The following is a 17,381-nucleotide window of genomic DNA, read 5'->3' on the forward strand; positions in this document are numbered from 1 at the left end:
GGTCTGATCTACAGCGCCGTCGCGCCGGCCTCGAAGGCCAGCAGCCGCACCTTGCGCTCGACGCCGCCGCCGTAGCCGGTCATGCTCCCCGAGGCACCGATCACCCGGTGGCACGGGACGATGATGCTGACCGGGTTCTTCCCGTTGGCCAGGCCCACCGCGCGCGAGGCGCTCGGCTTGCCGAGCCTGGCCGCGAGCTCCCCGTACGACCAGGTCTCGCCGTACGGGATCCGTACCAGCTGGTCCCACACGCTGCGCTGGAACGCGGTGCCCTCCAGCCGGACGGGCACGTCGAACTCGGTGAGCTCCCCGGCGAAGTACGCGGCCAGCTGCCGCACGACCTCGGGGAAGGGCTCCTCGGTCGCGGCGACCCGCTCCCCGAAGGACTCCTCGGCCGGCCGGTGCCGCTGCCCGGTCATGTACAGGCCGCTGAGGACGCCGTCCGAGGCGACCAAGGTGAGCGGGCCGTACGGGCTCTCGACGTCGGTGTGCTGCTTGGTGTTCATGACGGAACGCACTCCTCAGAGGGGCAGGTGGTTGATGGGGTGGGCATCGGTGGCCCACAGGTACTGCACGGCGTACGCGCGCCAGGGCCGCCAGCCGGCCGCCCGGGCGGTGAGCGCCGCGGGCGTGGACGGCAGCCCGAGCTCCTTCGCGGCCCGCCGGACCCCGAGGTCGGACGGCAGGAAGGCGTCGGGATCGCCCAGCGCCCGCATCGCGATCACCTCGGTGGTCCACGGGCCGAACCCGGGCAGCGCGTTCAGCCGCGCCCGGGCCGCCTCCCAGTCGCTGTCGATGCCGAGCGGGAGCGAGCCGTCGGCCAGCGCCCCGACGAGGGTGGTGAGGGTGGTGCGCCGGCTCGCCGGGAGGGCCAGGGACTGCGGGTCCAAGGCGGCCAGCGCCTGGGGCGAGGGGAACAGGTGGGTCAGCCCGCCCTCGGGATCGGGATCGGCCACCGGCTCCCCGTACGAGGCGACCAGCCGGGCCGCGTGCGTACGGGCCGCCGCCGTGGACACCTGCTGACCGAGCACGGCCCGTACGGCGAACTCCGCCGCGTCGACCGTACGCGGCACCCGGCGTCCCGGGGCCTTGTCCACGAGCGGGGCCAGCAGCCGGTCGGCGCGCAGCTGCTCGTCGACGGCCTCGGGATCGGCGTCGAGGTCGAGCATCCAGCGGCAGCGGCTGATGGCGATGGTGAGGTCGCGCAGGTCGGTGAGGGCCAGCTGGCAGCCGATGTGGTCGGGCCGCGGGCTGAGCGCGACGACCCCGGTGCCGTACGGGAGCCGCAGCGTCCGGCGGTAGGCGCCGGCCCGCCACTCCTCGACGCCGGGGACGGCGGTGGCGGCGAGGTGGCCGAAGAGGTTGTCGGGGTTGAGCGGGGCCCGGTACGGCAGGCGCAGGCTGATCGTCCCGGGCACCTTGGGGACGTGCCGGTTCGCCTTCTCGGCCCGCAGGCGCAGCTCGCCGGGGGCGAGGGCGAAGACCTCGCGGACGGTCTCGTTGAAGGTCCGGATGGAGGAGAACCCGGCGGCGAAGGCGATGTCGCCCATCGGCAGCTCGGAGGTCTCGATCAGCAGCCGGGCGGTCTGGGCGCGCTGGGCCCGGGCGAGGGCGAGGGGCCCGGCGCCGAGCTCGGCGTTCAGCTGCCGCTCCACCTGGCGCGTGGAGTACCCCAGCCGCACTGCCAGCCCCGGGACGCCCTCGCGGTCCACGACGCCGTCCTGGATGAGCCGCATGGCCCGGGCGACGGCGTCGGCCCGGGCGTTCCACTCGGGGGAGCCGGGGGAGGTGTCGGGCCGGCAGCGCTTGCAGGCCCGGAACCCGGCCTGCTGGCAGGCGGCGGCGCTCGGCAGGAAGGTCATGTTCTCGACCTTGGGGGGCACCGCGGGGCAGCTGGGCCGGCAGTAGATGCCGGTGGTCCGCACGGCGGTGAAGAACCATCCGTCGAAGCGGGCGTCCTTCGACTGCACGGCCCTCACGCAGCGGTCGGTGTCGGTGTACATGGCTCCAGCATCCCGGCCCAGCCCCTGCCGGGCTGGCGGTTTTCCGACATCAAGCGTAGCCCTCCGGGGGTGGGACCCGGGGCGGCGTCGGCGCCGGTTGGGCGGGGCCCGGGGTCTTCGAGGGGGCCGGCCGCCTCCGCAGTACCCGTGCACGGGGAAGGGCCCCCGGTGCCTCATCGGCATCGGGGGCCCTTCGGGTACCGCGTCCGCTCTACGGGAGCTGCGACGCCGCCCGCGCCTCGCGGCGGTTGTTGCGGAAGGTGTTCGCGCGACGGGTCGTCGCGAACAGCGGGATGGTCGCCGCCATGGCGATCTGGAGCGCGCAGCCCGCCTGGAGCAGTGCCTGACCGCCCGGGGCGTCGAACGCCCAGGCCGCCAGCAGGCCCATGGCCCCGACGATCCAGCTCAGCATCGCGACCGCGAGGACACCCCGCGGCTTCGGGTACTCGACCCGGCTCACCATCAGCCAGGCCACCCCGATGATCGCCAGCAGCGTCGGGACGAACGGCAGCTCCAGCAGCACGATCGAGACGACCGTCAGCGCGCCGAAGGGGCTCGGCATGCCCTGGAACATGCCGTCCTTCATGGTCACGCAGCTGAATCTCGCGAGTCTGAGCACCACGGCCAGCAGCACCACGATCGCGGCCAGCGCGGACATCTTCTGCACCGCGTCGTCGGCCACCATGCCGTAGACGAGCACGAAGTACGCCGGCGCCAGTCCGAAGCTGATCAGGTCGGACAGGTTGTCCAGCTCGGCGCCCATCGGCGAGCTGCGCAGCTTGCGGGCCACGATGCCGTCGAAGAGGTCGAAGACCGCCGCGAGCAGCATCAGTATCACCGCCGTCGCGGCGCTGTTGCGGGCCATGCCCGACTCTCCGCTGCCGGTGAGGTGCGGGATGAGGATCCCGGTGGTGGTGAAGTACACCGCCATGAATCCGCACGTCGCGTTGCCGAGGGTGAGGGTGTCCGCTATCGACAGCCGCAGCGAGAGCGGCATGTCGTCCTCGGCGGACTCCTCCTCCGCGGCCTCGGGCACCCAGCCACCCGACGGTGTGGTGGGAGTCTCAGGGTCAGTCACGGTCAATTCGGGTCACCCCCGCGGTGGTGGCCTGTCCGACCTCGACCGCGACCTCGACACCCTCGGGGAGGTAGATGTCGACGCGGGAGCCGAAGCGGATCAGACCGATGCGTTCGCCCTGCTCCACCTTGGTACCGGCCGGCAGGTACGGGACGATGCGGCGTGCGACGGCGCCTGCGATCTGCACCATCTCGATGTCGCCGAGCTCGGTGTCGAAGTGCCAGACAACGCGCTCGTTGTTCTCGCTCTCCTTGTTGAACGCCGGGACGAACCCGCCCGGGATGTGCTCCACGGACGTCACCGTGCCCGCGAGGGGCGCGCGGTTGACGTGGACGTTCAGGGGGCTCATGAAGATCGCGACCCGGGTCCGTCCGTCCTTCCACGGCATGATGCTCTGCACCACACCGTCGGCGGGCGAGATGACCCGGCCCTGCGTGATCTCACGCTCGGGGTCGCGGAAGAACCACAGCATGCCCGCCGCGAGAGCGGTGGTGGGCACGGCCACCGCGGCCCAGCGGCCGGACTTGCGGGCCCGGGTGAGGCTGAGCGCAGCGGTGGCGACGGTCGGCAGGAGCCACGGCGATGCTCCGCGTGCGAGACGTCCACCGAGGATGCCGACGCGAGGTGCAGAGGTTTGGCTGTGGGGCATGGATGACCTTCGTAGCGGGTGATTGCCGCGCCGCAAACAGGGGGACGGGACGGCGGCTTTACTGGAATGCTATCGGTTGCACGCAACAACTGGGCAAGCCAGAAGCCGAGTCGATGGCCGCCAGCCAGTGACTGCCAGTGATTCTTTTGCGACGAACCCATGGAGGATCCGCCGCAAAAGGGACTTTCAGCCCTGGAGTCGGTACTCCTCGAGCAGGCGTCGACCGATGATCATTTTCTGGATCTCGGCCGTACCTTCACCGATCAGCAGCATCGGTGCCTCCCTGTAGAGGCGCTCGATCTCGTACTCCTTCGAGAATCCGTAGCCGCCATGGATGCGGAAGGCGTCCTCGACTACCTCCTTGCAGTATTCGGAGGCGAGGTACTTCGCCATCCCTGCCTCGAGGTCGTTTCGTTCCCCGGAGTCCTTTTTGCGTGCTGCATTAACCATCATCGCATGGGCGGCCTCGACCTTGGTAGCCATCTCGGCCAGCTTGAACTGGATGGCCTGGTGTTCCGCGATCGCCTTACCGAAAGTATGACGTTGCTGGGCATAAGAGACACCCAGCTCGAACGCACGCTGCGCGACGCCGCAGCCACGCGCCGCCACGTTCACGCGGCCGACCTCGACCCCGTCCATCATTTGGTAAAACCCTCGGCCCGTCTGGCCTCCGAGGACCCGATTGGCCGGAATGCGCAGTCCGTCCATGATCAGCTCGGTGGTGTCGACACCCTTGTAGCCCATCTTGTCGATCTTGCCCGGGATGGTCAGGCCCGGACGGACCTCACCGAAGCCCGGCTCCTTCTCGACGAGGAAGGTCGTCATCGACTTGTGCGGGGCCGTGCCCTCGGGGTGTCCTTCGTCACTGCGGACCAGCACGGCCACCAGCGTCGAGGAGCCGCCGTTCGTCAGCCACATCTTCTGGCCGTTCAGGACGTACTCCTCGCCGTCCTTCACCGCCTTGGACGTGATGGCCGACACATCGGAGCCCAGCCCCGGCTCGGACATCGAGAACGCGCCGCGCACCTCGCCCAGCGCCATGCGGGGCAGGAAGTGGTCCTTCTGCTCCTGGGTGCCGTGCTGCTTGAGCATGTACGCCACGATGAAGTGGGTGTTGATGATGCCCGAGACGGACATCCAGCCCCGCGCTATCTCCTCCACGCACAGCGCGTAGGTGAGCAGCGACTCACCCAGGCCGCCGTACTCCTCCGGAATCATCAGGCCGAAGAGGCCGAGTTCCTTGAGGCTGTCGACGATCTGCTGCGGGTACTCGTCACGGTGTTCGAGCTCGGTCGCGACCGGGATGATCTCCTTGTCGACGAACTCCCGGACGGTCTTGAGGATCTCCCGCTGGACGTCGGTCAGCCCGGCGGTCTGGGCGAGTCGGGCCATGGCTACTTCCCCTGTTCCTTCAGCGTGGGGCGGCCGGGCTGCTCGCCGCCGCGCTCCTTGATGTACGTCTCCGTCGGGACCATCACCTTGCGCCTGAAGACGCAGACGAGGGTGCCGTCCTGCTTGTAGCCCTTGGTCTCCACGTAGACGATCCCGCGGTCGTTCTTCGACTTGGACGGGGTCTTGTCGAGGACCGTGGTCTCGCCGTAGACGGTGTCGCCGTGGAAGGTCGGCGCCACGTGCCGCAGCGACTCGATCTCCAGGTTGGCGATGGCCTTCCCGGAGACGTCCGGCACGGACATGCCGAGCAGCAGCGAGTAGATGTAGTTGCCCACGACCACGTTCTTGCCGAAGTCGGTCGTGTTCTCGGCGTAATTGCTGTCCATGTGGAGCGGGTGGTGATTCATGGTCAGCAGACAGAAGAGGTGGTCGTCGTACTCCGTGACCGTCTTCCCGGGCCAGTGCTTGTAGACGGCCCCGACCTCGAACTCCTCGTACGTGCGTCCGAACTGCATGGTGCTCAGGGCCCTTCTAGTTGGCGGGGATCTCGAACTTGGACGTGCGCTGCATGCCCGCGGCCCGGCCCTTGCCGGCGATGACGAGGGCCATCTTGCGGCTGGCCTCGTCGATCATCTCGTCGCCGAGCATGGCCGAGCCCTTCTTGCCGCCGGCCTCGGAGGTGCACCACTCGTAGGCGTCCAGGATCAGCTCGGCGTGGTCGTAGTCCGCCTGGGAGGGCGAGAAGACCTCGTTGGCCGCCTCGACCTGGCCCGGGTGCAGCACCCACTTGCCGTCGAAGCCGAGGGCCGCGGCGCGCCCGGCGACCTCGCGGTACCCGTCGACGTTCTTGATCTGGAGGTAGGGGCCGTCGATCGCCTGCAGGTTGTTCGCCCGTGCGGCCATGAGGATCTTCATCAGGATGTAGTGGTAGGCGTCCGCCGGGTAGCCGGGCGGCTGCTCGCCCACGACCAGGGACTTCATGTTGATGGAGGCCATGAAGTCGGCCGGCCCGAAGATGATCGTCTCCACGCGCTGGGAGGCCTGCGCGATCGCGTTGACGTTGTTGAGGCCCTGGGCGTTCTCGATCTGCGCCTCGATGCCGATCTTGCCGACCTCGAAGCCCATCGTCTTCTCGATCTGCGTCAGCAGCAGGTCCAGCGCCACGATCTGCTGGGCGTCCTGGACCTTCGGCAGCATGATGCAGTCGAGGTTCTGGCCCGCGCCCTCGACGACCGTGACGACGTCCCGGTACGTCCAGTGGGTGGTCCAGTCGTTGACGCGCACGACCCGGGTCTTGCCGGTCCAGTCGCCCTCGTTCAGGAACTTGACGATGGTGTGGCGGGCCTCGGGCTTGGCGAGGGGCGCACAGGCGTCCTCCAGGTCGAGGAAGACCTGGTCGGCCGGCAGGCCCTGGGCCTTCTCCAGGAAGCGCGGGTTCGAGCCCGGCACCGCGAGGCAGGAGCGGCGCGGCCGAAGGCGGTTCACGGGAGACGTGGGCGTGGTCATGCGGGGACCTCCAGAGGGTCGAGCTTGTTCGCTTTCCGGATCTCGTCGACGATACGGCCGATGATCTCCGTGATACCGAAGTCCTTGGGTGTGAAGACGGCGGCCACTCCGGCTGCCTTGAGGGCGATGGCATCGGCGTTCGGAATGATGCCGCCGAGGACGACCGGGATGTCACCCGCCCCCGCCGTACGGAGGCGTTCCAGCACGTCCGGCACGAGCGCGCTGTGCGAGCCGGACAGGATGGACAGTCCCACGCAGTGCACGTCCTCGGCCAGCGCCGCGGAGGAGATCTCCTCGGGCGTCAGCCGGATGCCCTGGTAGACCACCTCGAATCCGGCGTCGCGGGCCCGTACGGCGATCTGCTCGGCGCCGTTGGAGTGCCCGTCCAGGCCGGGCTTGCCCACCAGCAGGCGCAGTCGGCCGGAGCCCAGGTCCTCGGCGGTCCGGGCGACCTTCTCGCGGACGAGGGCCATCGGGGTGCCCTCCTCGGCGGTGACCGCCACCGGGGCCGAGGAGACCCCGGTCGGGGCGCGGAACTCGCCGAACACCTCGCGCAGGGCGTTCGCCCACTCGCCGGTGGTGACACCGGCCCGGGCGCACTCCAGGGTGGCCTCCATCAGGTTCTCGGTCCCGGCCGCGGCATCCTTGAGCCGGTCCAGGGCCTGCATCACCGTAGGGAAGACGAACGGGTCGCCGTTCCCCTGCCGGTCCGAGGACTCCTGCCGCTCGGCCCGCCAGCGGACGATCCGCTCCACGGTCAGCGCCTCGACGGCCGGGTCGACCGTCATGATGGCGCCGTCCAGGTCGGCCGTCAGCGGGTTCTCCTCGGTCTGCTCGAAGCAGTTGACGCCGACGATCTTGTCCTCGCCGGCCTCGATCCGGGCGCGCCGCTCGGCGTGCGAGGAGACCAGCTGGGACTTCAGGTACCCGGACTCGACGGCGGCCATCGCGCCGCCCATCTCCTGGATCCGGTCGATCTCGGCCAGGCAGTCGACGACCAGGGAGTCGACTTTGGCCTCGATGACGTGGGATCCGGCGAAGATGTCCTCGTACTCCAGCAGGTCGCTCTCGTGCGCCAGGACCTGCTGGATGCGCAGCGACCACTGCTGGTCCCAGGGCCGGGGCAGACCCAGCGCCTCGTTCCAGGCCGGCAGCTGCACGGCGCGGGCCCGGGCGTCCTTGGAGAGGGTGACCGCGAGCATCTCCAGCACGATGCGCTGGACGTTGTTCTCCGGCTGCGCCTCGGTCAGGCCGAGGGAGTTGACCTGGACGCCGTACCGGAAGCGGCGCTGCTTGGCGTTCTCGATGCCGTAGCGCTCGCGGGTGACCTGGTCCCAGATGCGGCCGAAGGCGCGCATCTTGCACATCTCCTCGATGAAGCGGACGCCCGCGTTCACGAAGAACGAGATACGGGCGACCACTTCGCCGAAACGATCCTCCGGGACCTGGCCCGAGTCGCGCACCGAGTCCAGCACGGCGATCGCCGTCGACATCGCGTACGAGATCTCCTGGACCGGGGTGGCCCCGGCCTCCTGGAGGTGGTACGAGCAGATGTTGATCGGGTTCCACTTCGGGATGTGGTTGACCGTGTACGCGATCATGTCCGTCGTCAGACGGAGCGAGGGCCCGGGCGGGAAGACGTGCGTCCCGCGCGAGAGGTACTCCTTGACGATGTCGTTCTGGGTGGTGCCCTGGAGCTGGGCGATGTCCGCGCCCTGCTCCTCGGCGGCCACCTGGTAGAGCGCCAGCAGCCACATGGCGGTGGCGTTGATCGTCATCGAGGTGTTCATCTGCTCCAGGGGGATGTCCTGGAACAGCCGTCGCATGTCGCCCAGATGGGAGACCGGGACCCCGACCCGGCCCACCTCGCCGCGGGCGAGGATGTGGTCGGGGTCGTAGCCGGTCTGCGTCGGGAGGTCGAACGCGACCGACAGGCCGGTCTGGCCCTTGGCGAGGTTGCGGCGGTACAGCTCGTTGGACGCCTCGGCCGTGGAGTGGCCGGCGTACGTCCGCATGAGCCACGGACGGTCTTTCTGGCGCTCTGTCATCTCAGGCTGTCCCTCTGGGCCCTCGGACGTCTCAGACGTTGCGGAAGCGGTTGATGGCGTCGATGTGCTGGGCGCGGAGTTCGTGGTCGCGCACGCCCAGGCCCTCCTCGGGGGCGAGCGCGAGGACGCCGACCTTGCCCTGGTGCAGGTTGCGGTGGACGTCGTACGCGGCCTGGCCGGTCTCCTCCAGGGAGTAGACCTTGGACAGCGTGGGGTGGATCTTGCCCTTGGCGACCAGGCGGTTGGCCTCCCACGCCTCGCGGTAGTTCGCGAAGTGAGAGCCGACGATCCGCTTGAGCGACATCCACAGGTAGCGGTTGTCGTACTCGTGGTTGTAGCCCGAGGTCGAGGCGCAGGTGACGATCGTGCCGCCCTTGCGGGTGACGTACACGGAGGCGCCGAAGGTCTCGCGGCCCGGGTGCTCGAAGACGATGTCCACGTCCTCGCCGCCGGTCAGCTCGCGGATGCGCTTGCCGAAGCGCTTCCACTCCTTGGGGTCCTGGGTGTGCTCGTCCTTCCAGAACTTGTAGCCCTCGGCGCTGCGGTCGATGATCGCGGTCGCGCCCATCGCGCGGCAGATGTCCGCCTTCTGCGCGCTGGAGACCACGCAGATCGGGTTGGCGCCGCCGGCCAGCGCGAACTGGGTGGCGTACGAGCCGAGGCCGCCGCTGGCGCCCCAGATCAGGACGTTGTCGCCCTGCTTCATGCCGGCGCCGTTGCGGGAGACCAGCTGGCGGTAGGCGGTGGAGTTGACCAGGCCGGGGGAGGCGGCCTCCTCCCAGCTCAGGTGGCCGGGCTTCGGCATCAGCTGGTTGGACTTGACGAGGGCGATCTCCGCCAGGCCGCCGAAGTTGGTCTCGAAGCCCCAGATGCGCTGCTCGGGGTCGAGCATCGTGTCGTTGTGGCCGTCGGAGGACTCCAGCTCGACCGAGAGGCAGTGCGCGACGACCTCGTCGCCGGGCTTCCAGGCGTTGACGCCGGGGCCGGTGCGCAGGACGACGCCCGCGAGGTCCGAGCCGATGACGTGGTACGGGAGGTCGTGGCGCTTGGTGAGCTCGCTGAGCTTTCCGTACCGCTCCAGGAAGCTGAAGGTGGACACGGGCTCGAAGATCGAGGTCCACACGGAGTTGTAGTTGACCGACGAGGCCATGACGGCCACCAGGGCCTCGCCCGGGCCGAGCTCCGGCACCGGGACGTGGTCGAGGTGCAGGGACTTGCGCGGGTCCTTCTCACGGGTGGTGAGCCCCGCGAACATCTCCGCCTCGTCCTTGTGCACGGTGATCGCGCGGTACGAGTCGGGGAGCGGCAGGGCCGCGAAGTCGGCGGCCGTAGCGGCCTGCGACTGGATCGCGTCCAGGATGTCCTTCACGGTGTGCCTCCGGCGAGCGCTGAGGGTGCGCTGAGGGATACGCGGGTGCGTGGAACGGGTGTGGTGTGGGTGGTGCTGCGGTGCTGCGAATGCCGTCGGTCCGGCGGAGCTGTGGTGCTGGCGCGATGCCCGTGGTGGGGCGTGCGCGCGGCCTGGTGACGCAGGCATCCGGGGCGCGGCTCGTGCCGAGTGGGCGTGGACCGCGGGGACATCCGGACGAGATTCAACGTATGGCACCCCGTGTCACTCAGCAAGGCACCGCGTGCCAAATCTTTCTCTCATTTGCCTATTGACCTGCGCAGATGAGCGATGATCGATCAGAGTTACCGGTGAGTAGGGGCAAGTCGGACAAACGAAAGCGGCCGCCCCCGGAACGGGAGCGGCCGCTGTGACGTGCGTGACTACTGCTTGTTTCTCAGTGCCTCTTCGATGGTCCGCATGACCTCGTCGAGCGGGGCGTCCGTACGGGCCACCGCCACCAGCACCTCGCCCTGCGTACGGACCTCCGCCGGCGCGGCCGGGGCCGGGGCCGGCGCGGTGCTCAGGGTGCGGCCCGCGCCGATCCCCGTGCCGAAGGTCTTCCGTACGATCGAGAAGGCGTGGTCCAGCTGCGCCTCCACGTCCCCCTGGCCCCCCGCCCGCAGCCAGCGCCGCAGCACGTGGTTGTGGGCCGTCACCACCGCCGAGGCGGCCACCTCCGCCAGCAGCGGGTCGTCATTGCCGTCGTGGTGGTCGGTCTCGTCGAAATGGGCCAGCAGATAGCGCGTGAACAGCCGCTCGTACCGGGCCACCGAGGCGATCTCCCGCTCCCGCAGCGCCGGCACCTCGCGGGTCAGCCGGTAGCGCTCCACGGACACCGCCGGCGACGCGGCGTACATCTTCATGACTTCCTTGATCCCGCGGCACACCGTGTCGAGCGGGTGCTCGTGCGCCGGGGCCACGTCCAGCACCGCCTCGGCCCTGGTCAGGGTGTCGTCGTGGTCCGGGAAGATCGCCTCTTCCTTGGACCGGAAGTGCCGGAAGAAGGTCCGGCGCGCCACCCCCGCCGTCGCGGCGATCTCGTCGACCGTCGTCGCCTCGTACCCCTTGGTCGCGAACAGCTCCATGGCGGCGGCGGCGAGCTCGCGGCGCATCTTGAGACGCTGGGCGGCCGCCTTGGTGCCGGCCGGGCTCTCCGTGCTGTCGGAGGCCGTGGCGGAGCGGGACGAGGTCTTGGCGGGCTGGGACATAGAGCGAAAGTACTTCATTTGCGCGGGGGCGCGCGCCTGAGGGGGGTGGTGCAGGGATGGATGCGGGGGAGGGCCGGCACTGGGCACACAGTGCTCGTCGGGAGGGTTCGCCTGCCGTGAGGGTGCGGCAGGCCCGAGCAACCCTCCCCACGCATCCGGCTCTGGGGGCACCTGGCCGGGGCGCTGGTTACCGGCGGGCGTACTCACGGAATCCGCGGCCGGTCTTGCGGCCCAGGCAGCCCGCCGCCACCAGATGCTCCAGCAGCGGGGACGGGGCCAGGCCGGGGTCGCGGAACTCCTTGTGGAGCACTTTCTCGATCGCCAGCGAGACGTCCAGGCCGACGACGTCGAGGAGCTCGAAGGGCCCCATCGGGTAGCCGCCGCCCAGCTTCATCGCCGCGTCGATGTCGTCGAGGCTCGCATAGTGCTGCTCGACCATCTTCACGGCGTTGTTCAAGTACGGGAACAGCAGCGCGTTCACGATGAAGCCGGCCCGGTCCCCGCAGTCCACCGGGTGCTTGCGCACCTTGACGCAGATCTCGCGGACCGTGGCGTGCACGTCGTCGGAGGTCAGGACGGTCCGGACCACCTCGACCAGCTTCATCGCCGGAGCCGGGTTGAAGAAGTGCATGCCGATCACGTCCTGCGGACGCGAGGTCGCGCGGGCGATCGCGATCACCGGCAGCGAGGAGGTCGTGGTGGCCAGCACCGCGCCCGGCCTGCAGACCTTGTCGAGGGCGGCGAACAGCTCCTGCTTGACCGCCAGGTCCTCGGCGACGGCCTCCACGGCCAGGTCCACGTCGGCGAAGGCGTCGAGCGAGCCGGCCGGGCTGATCCGCTCCAGCGTCTGCGCCGCGTTCTCCTCGGTCAGCTTGCCCTTGGACACCGCACGGTCCAAGGACTTGCCGATCGCGGCCTTCGCGGCGGCCGCCTTCTCCTGGCTGCGGGCGGCGAGCACCACCGCGAAGCCGGCCTGCGCGAAGACCTGCGCGATACCGCTCGCCATGGTGCCGGAGCCGGCCACGCCGACCTTCGTGACCGGGCGGCCCTCGCCGAGCCGGGCCCCGTCCAGCGGGGTCTGCGCGTCGCGGACGATCGTGGAGCTGCCCGGCTCGGCGTACGTGTAGAAGCCGCGCCCGGACTTCTGCCCGGTCAGGCCGGCCTCGGCGAGGTGGCCCAGGATCGGGGCCGGGGCGTGCAGCCGGTCGCCCGAGGAGGCGTACATGGCCTCCAGGACGGTCCGGGCGGTGTCCACGCCGATCAGGTCGAGCAGGGCGAGCGGGCCCATGGGCAGACCGCAGCCGAGCCGCATCGCCGCGTCGATGTCCTCGCGGGAGGCGTACTTCGACTCGTACATCGCGGCGGCCTGGTTGAGGTACCCGAAGAGCAGGCCGTCCGCGACGAAGCCGGGGCGGTCGCCGACGGAGACGGGCTCCTTGCCGAGCTCGCGGGCCAGCGCGGTGACCGCCTCGACGGCCGGCGGGGCGGTGAGGACGCTGGAGACCACCTCGACCAGCTTCATCGCGGGGGCCGGGTTGAAGAAGTGCAGGCCGAGGACGCGCTCGGGGCGCTGCGACTCGGCGGCGAGCCGGGTCACCGAGAGGGCGTTGGTGCCGGTGGCCAGGATCGTGTCGGGGCGCACGATCGCGTCGAGCTCGCGGAAGAGGCGCTGCTTGAGCTCGTAGCTCTCCGGGACGACCTCGATGACGAGGTCGGCGTCGGCGGCGGCGGTCAGCTCGGTGAAGGTGCGGAAGCGGGCGAGCACGCCCTCCCGCTCCTGCTCGGTGAGGCGCTCGCGGGCCACCGAGCGGGCCGTGGCGGCCGCGAGGGCGGCGGTGGCCCGGCGGGTGGCGGCGTCGCTGATGTCGATGCCGATGACCTCGCGGCCGGCCTGGGCGAGGACCTCGGCGATGCCGGTGCCCATGGTGCCGAGGCCGATGACGGCGATGGTCTGGAAGGCGGACTGGCCGGTGGACTGACTGGACGTGGACGGAAGGTCCATCGCGGGACTCCAGTGGAAGAGGGTGACGACTGAGGGGGCCGCACGGCGCACGACGCGCGGCGGAAGATCCGGCCCGTGAGAAAGCACGGGGCGGAGAACGGCGGACCCTGTCCCGGGGCCGTGCCGTACACGAAAGGCAGCAGAGGTAGCTGATGCACGTGAGTCGTGGGAGCTACCGAACCGACTGATACGGGGCGGCTGCGTCACCAGGCCGGCCTCGTACGTTGAAAGGAGCGTAACCCGCGGGTAACTGCCGCGCCAGAGCACGGAGATGTGACCTGTACCGCCCAAATGTACCGATCATCGATCATCGATCAGCCATCTGCGGAAACCCGGCGTGGCGGCGGCCGCGCCGCCCTAGGGTGGCCGGGTGAACGACGTGCTGGAGCGCCTGCGGACGGAAGCCGGGCAGTACGGGGAGTCCGGCGCGTCCGGAGGGTCCTCGCGGTACGAGGAACTGCTCGCGGCGGACCCCGACGCGCTGGCCGCCTCCCTGACCTCCGCGGGCCTGCCCCTGTGGGCCCGCGAACTGGCCGCGTACCGCCTCGGCCTGGCCGGCGACCGGCGGGCCTTCGAGCCGCTGGTGCTGCTCCTCAACCACCGGGACCCGCCGCGCTGCGCGGCCGCCGCCGAGGCGCTAGCCGCCCTCGGCGACCCGCGCACCGCCCGCGCGGCGGCGGCCCTGGCCACCAACACCCTGCGCACGGCCTACGCCCTGCAGCCCGTACGGCTCCTCACGACCCTGCGAGCCCCCGAATCGGCGCCGGTCCTGATGGCCACGCTGTCGCGGCTGCTGTCCCCGCACGAGCCGTACTGGAGGGTGGCCCTGGCCTGTGTCGAGGGCCTCGGCACCCTCGCCGACCCGCGCGCCCGCGAGGTTCTCACCCGCGCCCAGTCCCACCCCCGCCTCGCGCTGGCGGCAACGGCGGCCCTGCGCAAACTACGCAGACCGCGCTGACGCCGCTGCCCCCGCTGACCTGATCAGCCGGAGGCCGAGGCCTTCCCGCCCGGTGCCTGGGCGGCCACGGGCTCGCGGCCCGCGGCGCCTTCCGGCTGCCGGCCCAGGACCGCATCGGGCGCGGCGGCCACGGTGGGCGCGGCGGCCGGGCGGCGGCGGTCCGCCGCCTGCAGGACCCGCTTGCCCAGGCGCTGCGCCGGAAGCTCGACCAGGCGGTACATCAGGTGGCTCGCGGCCAGCAGCACGGTGAGGAAGATCGCCGTCCAGGCGATCTTCCCGAGCGTCGACTCCGGCATCGGCGGAACCCCAAGCGGCGGGCCGACCGTGCGCAGCAGCGGGAAGTGCAGCAGGTACATCGAGAAGCTGATCGCGCCGAGCCAGGTCAGCGGCTTCGGGAAGCGCCGCCCCCGCAGCAGGAAGCAGAGGCCGAACAGGACCCAGGCCGCGAGGTACGAGAGCGACCAGGCCTTCCAGCCCGAGGTCCAGGTGCTCTCCTGGACCCCGTTCCGGTTGTACAGCCACCCGACGAGCACGCCCGCGGCGACCACGAACCCGCAGGCGAGCAGAGCCGGGACCCGTCCGAGCCCGCCGTGCTGCGCCCGGTACACGGCGGTGCCGGCGAACATGGTCGCGAAGATCATCAAGGTCTCGAACGCGACGGCCCGGCTGTTCAGCGTGATGAGTACCAGGCCGAGTCCGCCGAGCAGGAGCGCCCCCGCCGCGGTCGCCTTCCGGTTGCCGCTGAGCACGCCCCAGAAGCCCACGAGGACGATCGGCGTGACGATGAGCAGGAGCAGCCGGACCGAGCCGAGCCCCGTCAGCAGCAGTTGGGGGGCGAGGGCCGTGCCGATCGCGAGCGCGGCGCCGGCGAAGGCCACCGCGATCGGGGCGCTGTGCCGGTGCAGGCCCCGGGTGAACAGGGCGGTGACGAAGAAGTAGAAGACCATCTCGTAGCAGAGCGTCCAGGTGACGTTCATGCCGTTGATGACGCCGAGCATGTCCTGGAGCATCAGGCCGTTCGCGACCAGCGAGGCGAGGTTGTCGCCGGTGCGCAGCAGCGCGACCGAGCCGTCCCCGGCCGGGAGCATCATGATCGCGGCGACGAAGGCGACGATGACGGCCGGGTAGATCCGGAAGAGCCGGCCGATCCAGAAGCCGCGGACGTCGCCCCGGCGCTCCAGGGAGGCCGGGATGATGTAGCCGCTCACGATGAAGAAGAGCATGACCCCGAACACACCGAGGTCGAAGTTGCGCCAGACCACCCCGCCGAAGGGCAGCATCCGCAGCACGTCGAAGTGGTGCAGGACCACGACCAGGGCGGCTATGCCGCGCAGTGCGTCCAGCCAGCCGAGCCGGGCGCCGGCGGCGGAGCCCGCGGCCGCGGCGGCCTTCCGTCGGGCGAGCGGGGATATCAGCTTCTTCACCGCAGGGACCCTAGCTCATGTCCGCGCGTCCCGTCCCCGTTCACCGAGGTGCCGGGGACGGGACGCGCGAGCTGCCGCAAACCGGTACATACGGCAGCGGTTTGCTCCTTACCCGCGGAAGCCCAGGAGGCCGTGGAGGGCCGTGCCGCCGGCGGTCGGGGGGACCGCGCGGGTGGAGGTGGTCGGCTTCGGGGCCGGCTGGGCGGGGCAGGTGGCGTCCGAGGCCTGGCCCGTCCGCAGGTACGCCGCCACCTTCTCGTCCAGGCACTTGTTGCCGCTGAGCGCGACCCCGTGGTTGCCGCCGCCCTCCTCGACCACCAGCGCCGAGCCCTTCAGCTTCCCCTTCATGCTCAGCGCACCCTCGAACGGGGTCGCCGCGTCCTCCGTCGCCTGGAGCAGCAGGGCCGGCGGGAGGCTTGCGTTGCTCACGTCCGGCGCCGCCAGCGGCTCCGTCCGCCAGAACGCGCACGGGGCGTTGTACCAGGCGTTGTTCCAGGTCATGAACGGAGCCTTCGCGTGGGTGCGCCACATGTCCGCACGCCACTGGTTCCAGTCCTTCGGCCAGGCCGAGTCCCGGCACTGGACCGCCGTGTACACGCTGTAGCCGTTGCTCGCGGACGGCTCCACCGCCCCGAACCGCTCGTACGCCGCCACCAGCGGCTTCGGGTCCTTCGCCACCTCGTACGCCGAGAACGCCTCGGCGAGGACCGGCCAGTAGCCGTTGTAGTAGCCGCCCGGCATGTACGTGTCCTCCAGTTCCGCCGGGCCCACCTTGCCGCCCGCCGGGGTCCCGCGCAGGGCGTCCCGCATCGCGTACCAGCGCTCCTCGACCCCCGCCGGGTCGGTGCCCAGCCGGTACTTCTCGTCGTACTGGGCCACCCAGGCCAGGAAGGACTTGTGCCGGGCGTCGAAGGCCTGGTCCTGCGCGAGGTTGTCCTCGTACCAGACCCCGCCCGGGTCGACCACCGAGTCCAGGACCAGGCGGTGCACCCGGTCCGGGTGGAGTTTGGCGTACACCGCGCCCAGGTAGGTCCCGTACGAGTAGCCGAAGTAGCTGAGCTTCGCCGCGCCCAGGGCCCCGCGCAGCACCTCGATGTCGCGGGCGGCGGAAACGGTGCCGATGTACGGGAGCACGTCCGCGTGCTTGGTCTGGCAGGACTCGGCGAAGGACTTCACCCGGTCCAGGTTGGCCTGCTCGGTCTGCGCGTCTAGCGGTACGGAGTCCGGGCGTACGGGGGTGAAGTGGCCGGGCCCGCAGTCGAGGGTGGGCTCGCTCTTGCCGACGCCGCGGGGGTCGAAGCCGATCACGTCGTACTGGGCGGCCACGTCCTTCGGCAGCGCGGACGCGATGAACCCGGCCAGGGCCCGGCCGCTGCCGCCCGGCCCGCCGGGGTTGACCAGGAGCGGGCCCTGCGAGGTGGCGGCGGTGTGCGGGACCCGGGTCAGGGCCAGGGAGATCTGCCGCCCGGCCGGGTGGTCGTGGTCGAGCGGGACCTTGAGGGAGGCGCACTGCAGCGTCGGATAGCGCGGGGTCGCACAGCCGGTCCAGCGCAGCGCGGCGGGCGCGGCGACCGGTGCGGCGCCCGCCGGCGCGGCGCCCGCCGGGCTCGTGACGACGGCGGCCACGGTCGCGGTGGCGACCGACAACAGGACGGCGGCGCGCTTCGTCAGTGGGCCGCGCTTCTTCGCAGGGTGCAGCATGGGGCCTCCCAGCCGAGGGTTC

At 70.7% G+C, this 17,381-nt stretch carries 14 protein-coding genes; 1 reads left to right on the forward strand and 13 read right to left on the reverse strand.

The genetic code is table 11. The features are described from left to right. Nucleotides 1-8 precede the first annotated feature (8 nt). From OG509_RS29990 to OG509_RS30040, 11 genes are all read right to left on the reverse strand, one after another. Nucleotides 9-506, reverse strand: coding sequence for a methylated-DNA--[protein]-cysteine S-methyltransferase (locus OG509_RS29990; protein ID WP_406185708.1), 498 nt, complete (start codon nucleotides 504-506; stop codon nucleotides 9-11). Between the two features lie 15 nt (nucleotides 507-521). After that, a complete protein-coding gene (locus OG509_RS29995; protein ID WP_406185710.1) occupies nucleotides 522-2,003 on the reverse strand; it encodes an AlkA N-terminal domain-containing protein in 1,482 nt (493 codons plus the stop codon). A gap of 211 nt (nucleotides 2,004-2,214) precedes the next feature. Then, a complete protein-coding gene (gene pssA / locus OG509_RS30000; RefSeq protein ID WP_406187720.1) occupies nucleotides 2,215-3,039 on the reverse strand; it encodes a CDP-diacylglycerol--serine O-phosphatidyltransferase in 825 nt (274 codons plus the stop codon). A 34-nt stretch (nucleotides 3,040-3,073) separates the two neighbouring features. Beyond that, entirely contained in the window at nucleotides 3,074-3,730 is a 657-nt protein-coding gene (locus OG509_RS30005) for a phosphatidylserine decarboxylase (RefSeq protein ID WP_030868027.1), read from the reverse strand. A gap of 186 nt (nucleotides 3,731-3,916) precedes the next feature. After that, nucleotides 3,917-5,122, reverse strand: coding sequence for an acyl-CoA dehydrogenase family protein (locus tag OG509_RS30010; RefSeq protein WP_406185712.1), 1,206 nt, complete (start codon nucleotides 5,120-5,122; stop codon nucleotides 3,917-3,919). Between the two features lie 2 nt (nucleotides 5,123-5,124). Continuing rightward, nucleotides 5,125-5,637 (reverse strand): MaoC family dehydratase, encoded by a 513-nt coding sequence (locus tag OG509_RS30015; protein ID WP_327361187.1) that lies wholly within the window; start codon nucleotides 5,635-5,637, stop codon nucleotides 5,125-5,127. A 16-nt stretch (nucleotides 5,638-5,653) separates the two neighbouring features. Next, the gene (locus tag OG509_RS30020; protein WP_385585911.1) at nucleotides 5,654-6,628 is read right to left on the reverse strand and encodes an HpcH/HpaI aldolase/citrate lyase family protein; all 975 of its coding nucleotides are present in this window, start codon (nucleotides 6,626-6,628) and stop codon (nucleotides 5,654-5,656) included. After that, nucleotides 6,625-8,676: a protein meaA gene (locus tag OG509_RS30025; RefSeq protein WP_406185713.1), complete on the reverse strand. Its 2,052-nt coding sequence runs from the start codon at nucleotides 8,674-8,676 to the stop codon at nucleotides 6,625-6,627. Before OG509_RS30025 ends, OG509_RS30020 begins: the two co-directional genes overlap by 4 nt. A 31-nt stretch (nucleotides 8,677-8,707) precedes the next feature. Further along, nucleotides 8,708-10,045 carry a crotonyl-CoA carboxylase/reductase gene (ccrA, locus tag OG509_RS30030; protein ID WP_406185715.1) on the reverse strand — a complete coding sequence of 446 codons (1,338 nt, stop codon included), beginning with the start codon at nucleotides 10,043-10,045 and terminating at the stop codon, nucleotides 8,708-8,710. 401 nt (nucleotides 10,046-10,446) lie between these two features. Then, nucleotides 10,447-11,274: a TetR family transcriptional regulator gene (locus OG509_RS30035; protein ID WP_406185717.1), complete on the reverse strand. Its 828-nt coding sequence runs from the start codon at nucleotides 11,272-11,274 to the stop codon at nucleotides 10,447-10,449. A 187-nt stretch (nucleotides 11,275-11,461) separates the two neighbouring features. Beyond that, complete coding sequence (locus OG509_RS30040; protein WP_406185718.1) at nucleotides 11,462-13,276, reverse strand: 3-hydroxyacyl-CoA dehydrogenase family protein; 1,815 nt, start codon at nucleotides 13,274-13,276, stop codon at nucleotides 11,462-11,464. A gap of 370 nt (nucleotides 13,277-13,646) precedes the next feature. On the opposite strand from OG509_RS30040, the gene OG509_RS30045 reads away from it, so the two are divergent. Beyond that, complete coding sequence (locus OG509_RS30045) at nucleotides 13,647-14,234, forward strand: adenylosuccinate lyase (RefSeq protein WP_406185719.1); 588 nt, start codon at nucleotides 13,647-13,649, stop codon at nucleotides 14,232-14,234. Nucleotides 14,235-14,257: 23 nt separating this feature from the next. Here OG509_RS30045 and OG509_RS30050 read toward each other — a convergent pair whose 3' ends face one another. Both OG509_RS30050 and OG509_RS30055 read right to left on the reverse strand, forming a co-directional pair. Beyond that, the gene (locus tag OG509_RS30050) at nucleotides 14,258-15,658 is read right to left on the reverse strand and encodes an acyltransferase family protein (protein WP_406185720.1); all 1,401 of its coding nucleotides are present in this window, start codon (nucleotides 15,656-15,658) and stop codon (nucleotides 14,258-14,260) included. Nucleotides 15,659-15,766: 108 nt separating this feature from the next. After that, nucleotides 15,767-17,359: an alpha/beta hydrolase gene (locus tag OG509_RS30055; protein ID WP_406185721.1), complete on the reverse strand. Its 1,593-nt coding sequence runs from the start codon at nucleotides 17,357-17,359 to the stop codon at nucleotides 15,767-15,769. Between the last annotated feature and the right edge of the window lie 22 nt (nucleotides 17,360-17,381).

This window comes from Streptomyces sp. NBC_01006, assembly GCF_045162725.1.
Taxonomy (GTDB): Bacteria; Actinomycetota; Actinomycetes; order Streptomycetales; family Streptomycetaceae; genus Streptomyces.

Bases quoted from the DNA above. Each gene is read 5' to 3' on its own strand.
- OG509_RS30035 (WP_406185717.1), bottom strand. From the start codon at position 11,274: ATGTCCCAGCCCGCCAAGACCTCGTCCCGCTCCGCCACGGCCTCCGAC.
- OG509_RS30010 (WP_406185712.1), bottom strand. From the start codon at position 5,122: ATGGCCCGACTCGCCCAGACCGCCGGGCTGACCGACGTCCAGCGGGAG.
- OG509_RS30020 (WP_385585911.1), bottom strand. From the start codon at position 6,628: ATGACCACGCCCACGTCTCCCGTGAACCGCCTTCGGCCGCGCCGCTCC.
- OG509_RS30025 (WP_406185713.1), bottom strand. From the start codon at position 8,676: ATGACAGAGCGCCAGAAAGACCGTCCGTGGCTCATGCGGACGTACGCC.
- OG509_RS30015 (WP_327361187.1), bottom strand. From the start codon at position 5,637: ATGCAGTTCGGACGCACGTACGAGGAGTTCGAGGTCGGGGCCGTCTAC.
- OG509_RS30055 (WP_406185721.1), bottom strand. From the start codon at position 17,359: ATGCTGCACCCTGCGAAGAAGCGCGGCCCACTGACGAAGCGCGCCGCC.
- OG509_RS29990 (WP_406185708.1), bottom strand. From the start codon at position 506: ATGAACACCAAGCAGCACACCGACGTCGAGAGCCCGTACGGCCCGCTC.
- OG509_RS29995 (WP_406185710.1), bottom strand. From the start codon at position 2,003: ATGTACACCGACACCGACCGCTGCGTGAGGGCCGTGCAGTCGAAGGAC.
- OG509_RS30005 (WP_030868027.1), bottom strand. From the start codon at position 3,730: ATGCCCCACAGCCAAACCTCTGCACCTCGCGTCGGCATCCTCGGTGGA.
- OG509_RS30040 (WP_406185718.1), bottom strand. From the start codon at position 13,276: ATGGACCTTCCGTCCACGTCCAGTCAGTCCACCGGCCAGTCCGCCTTC.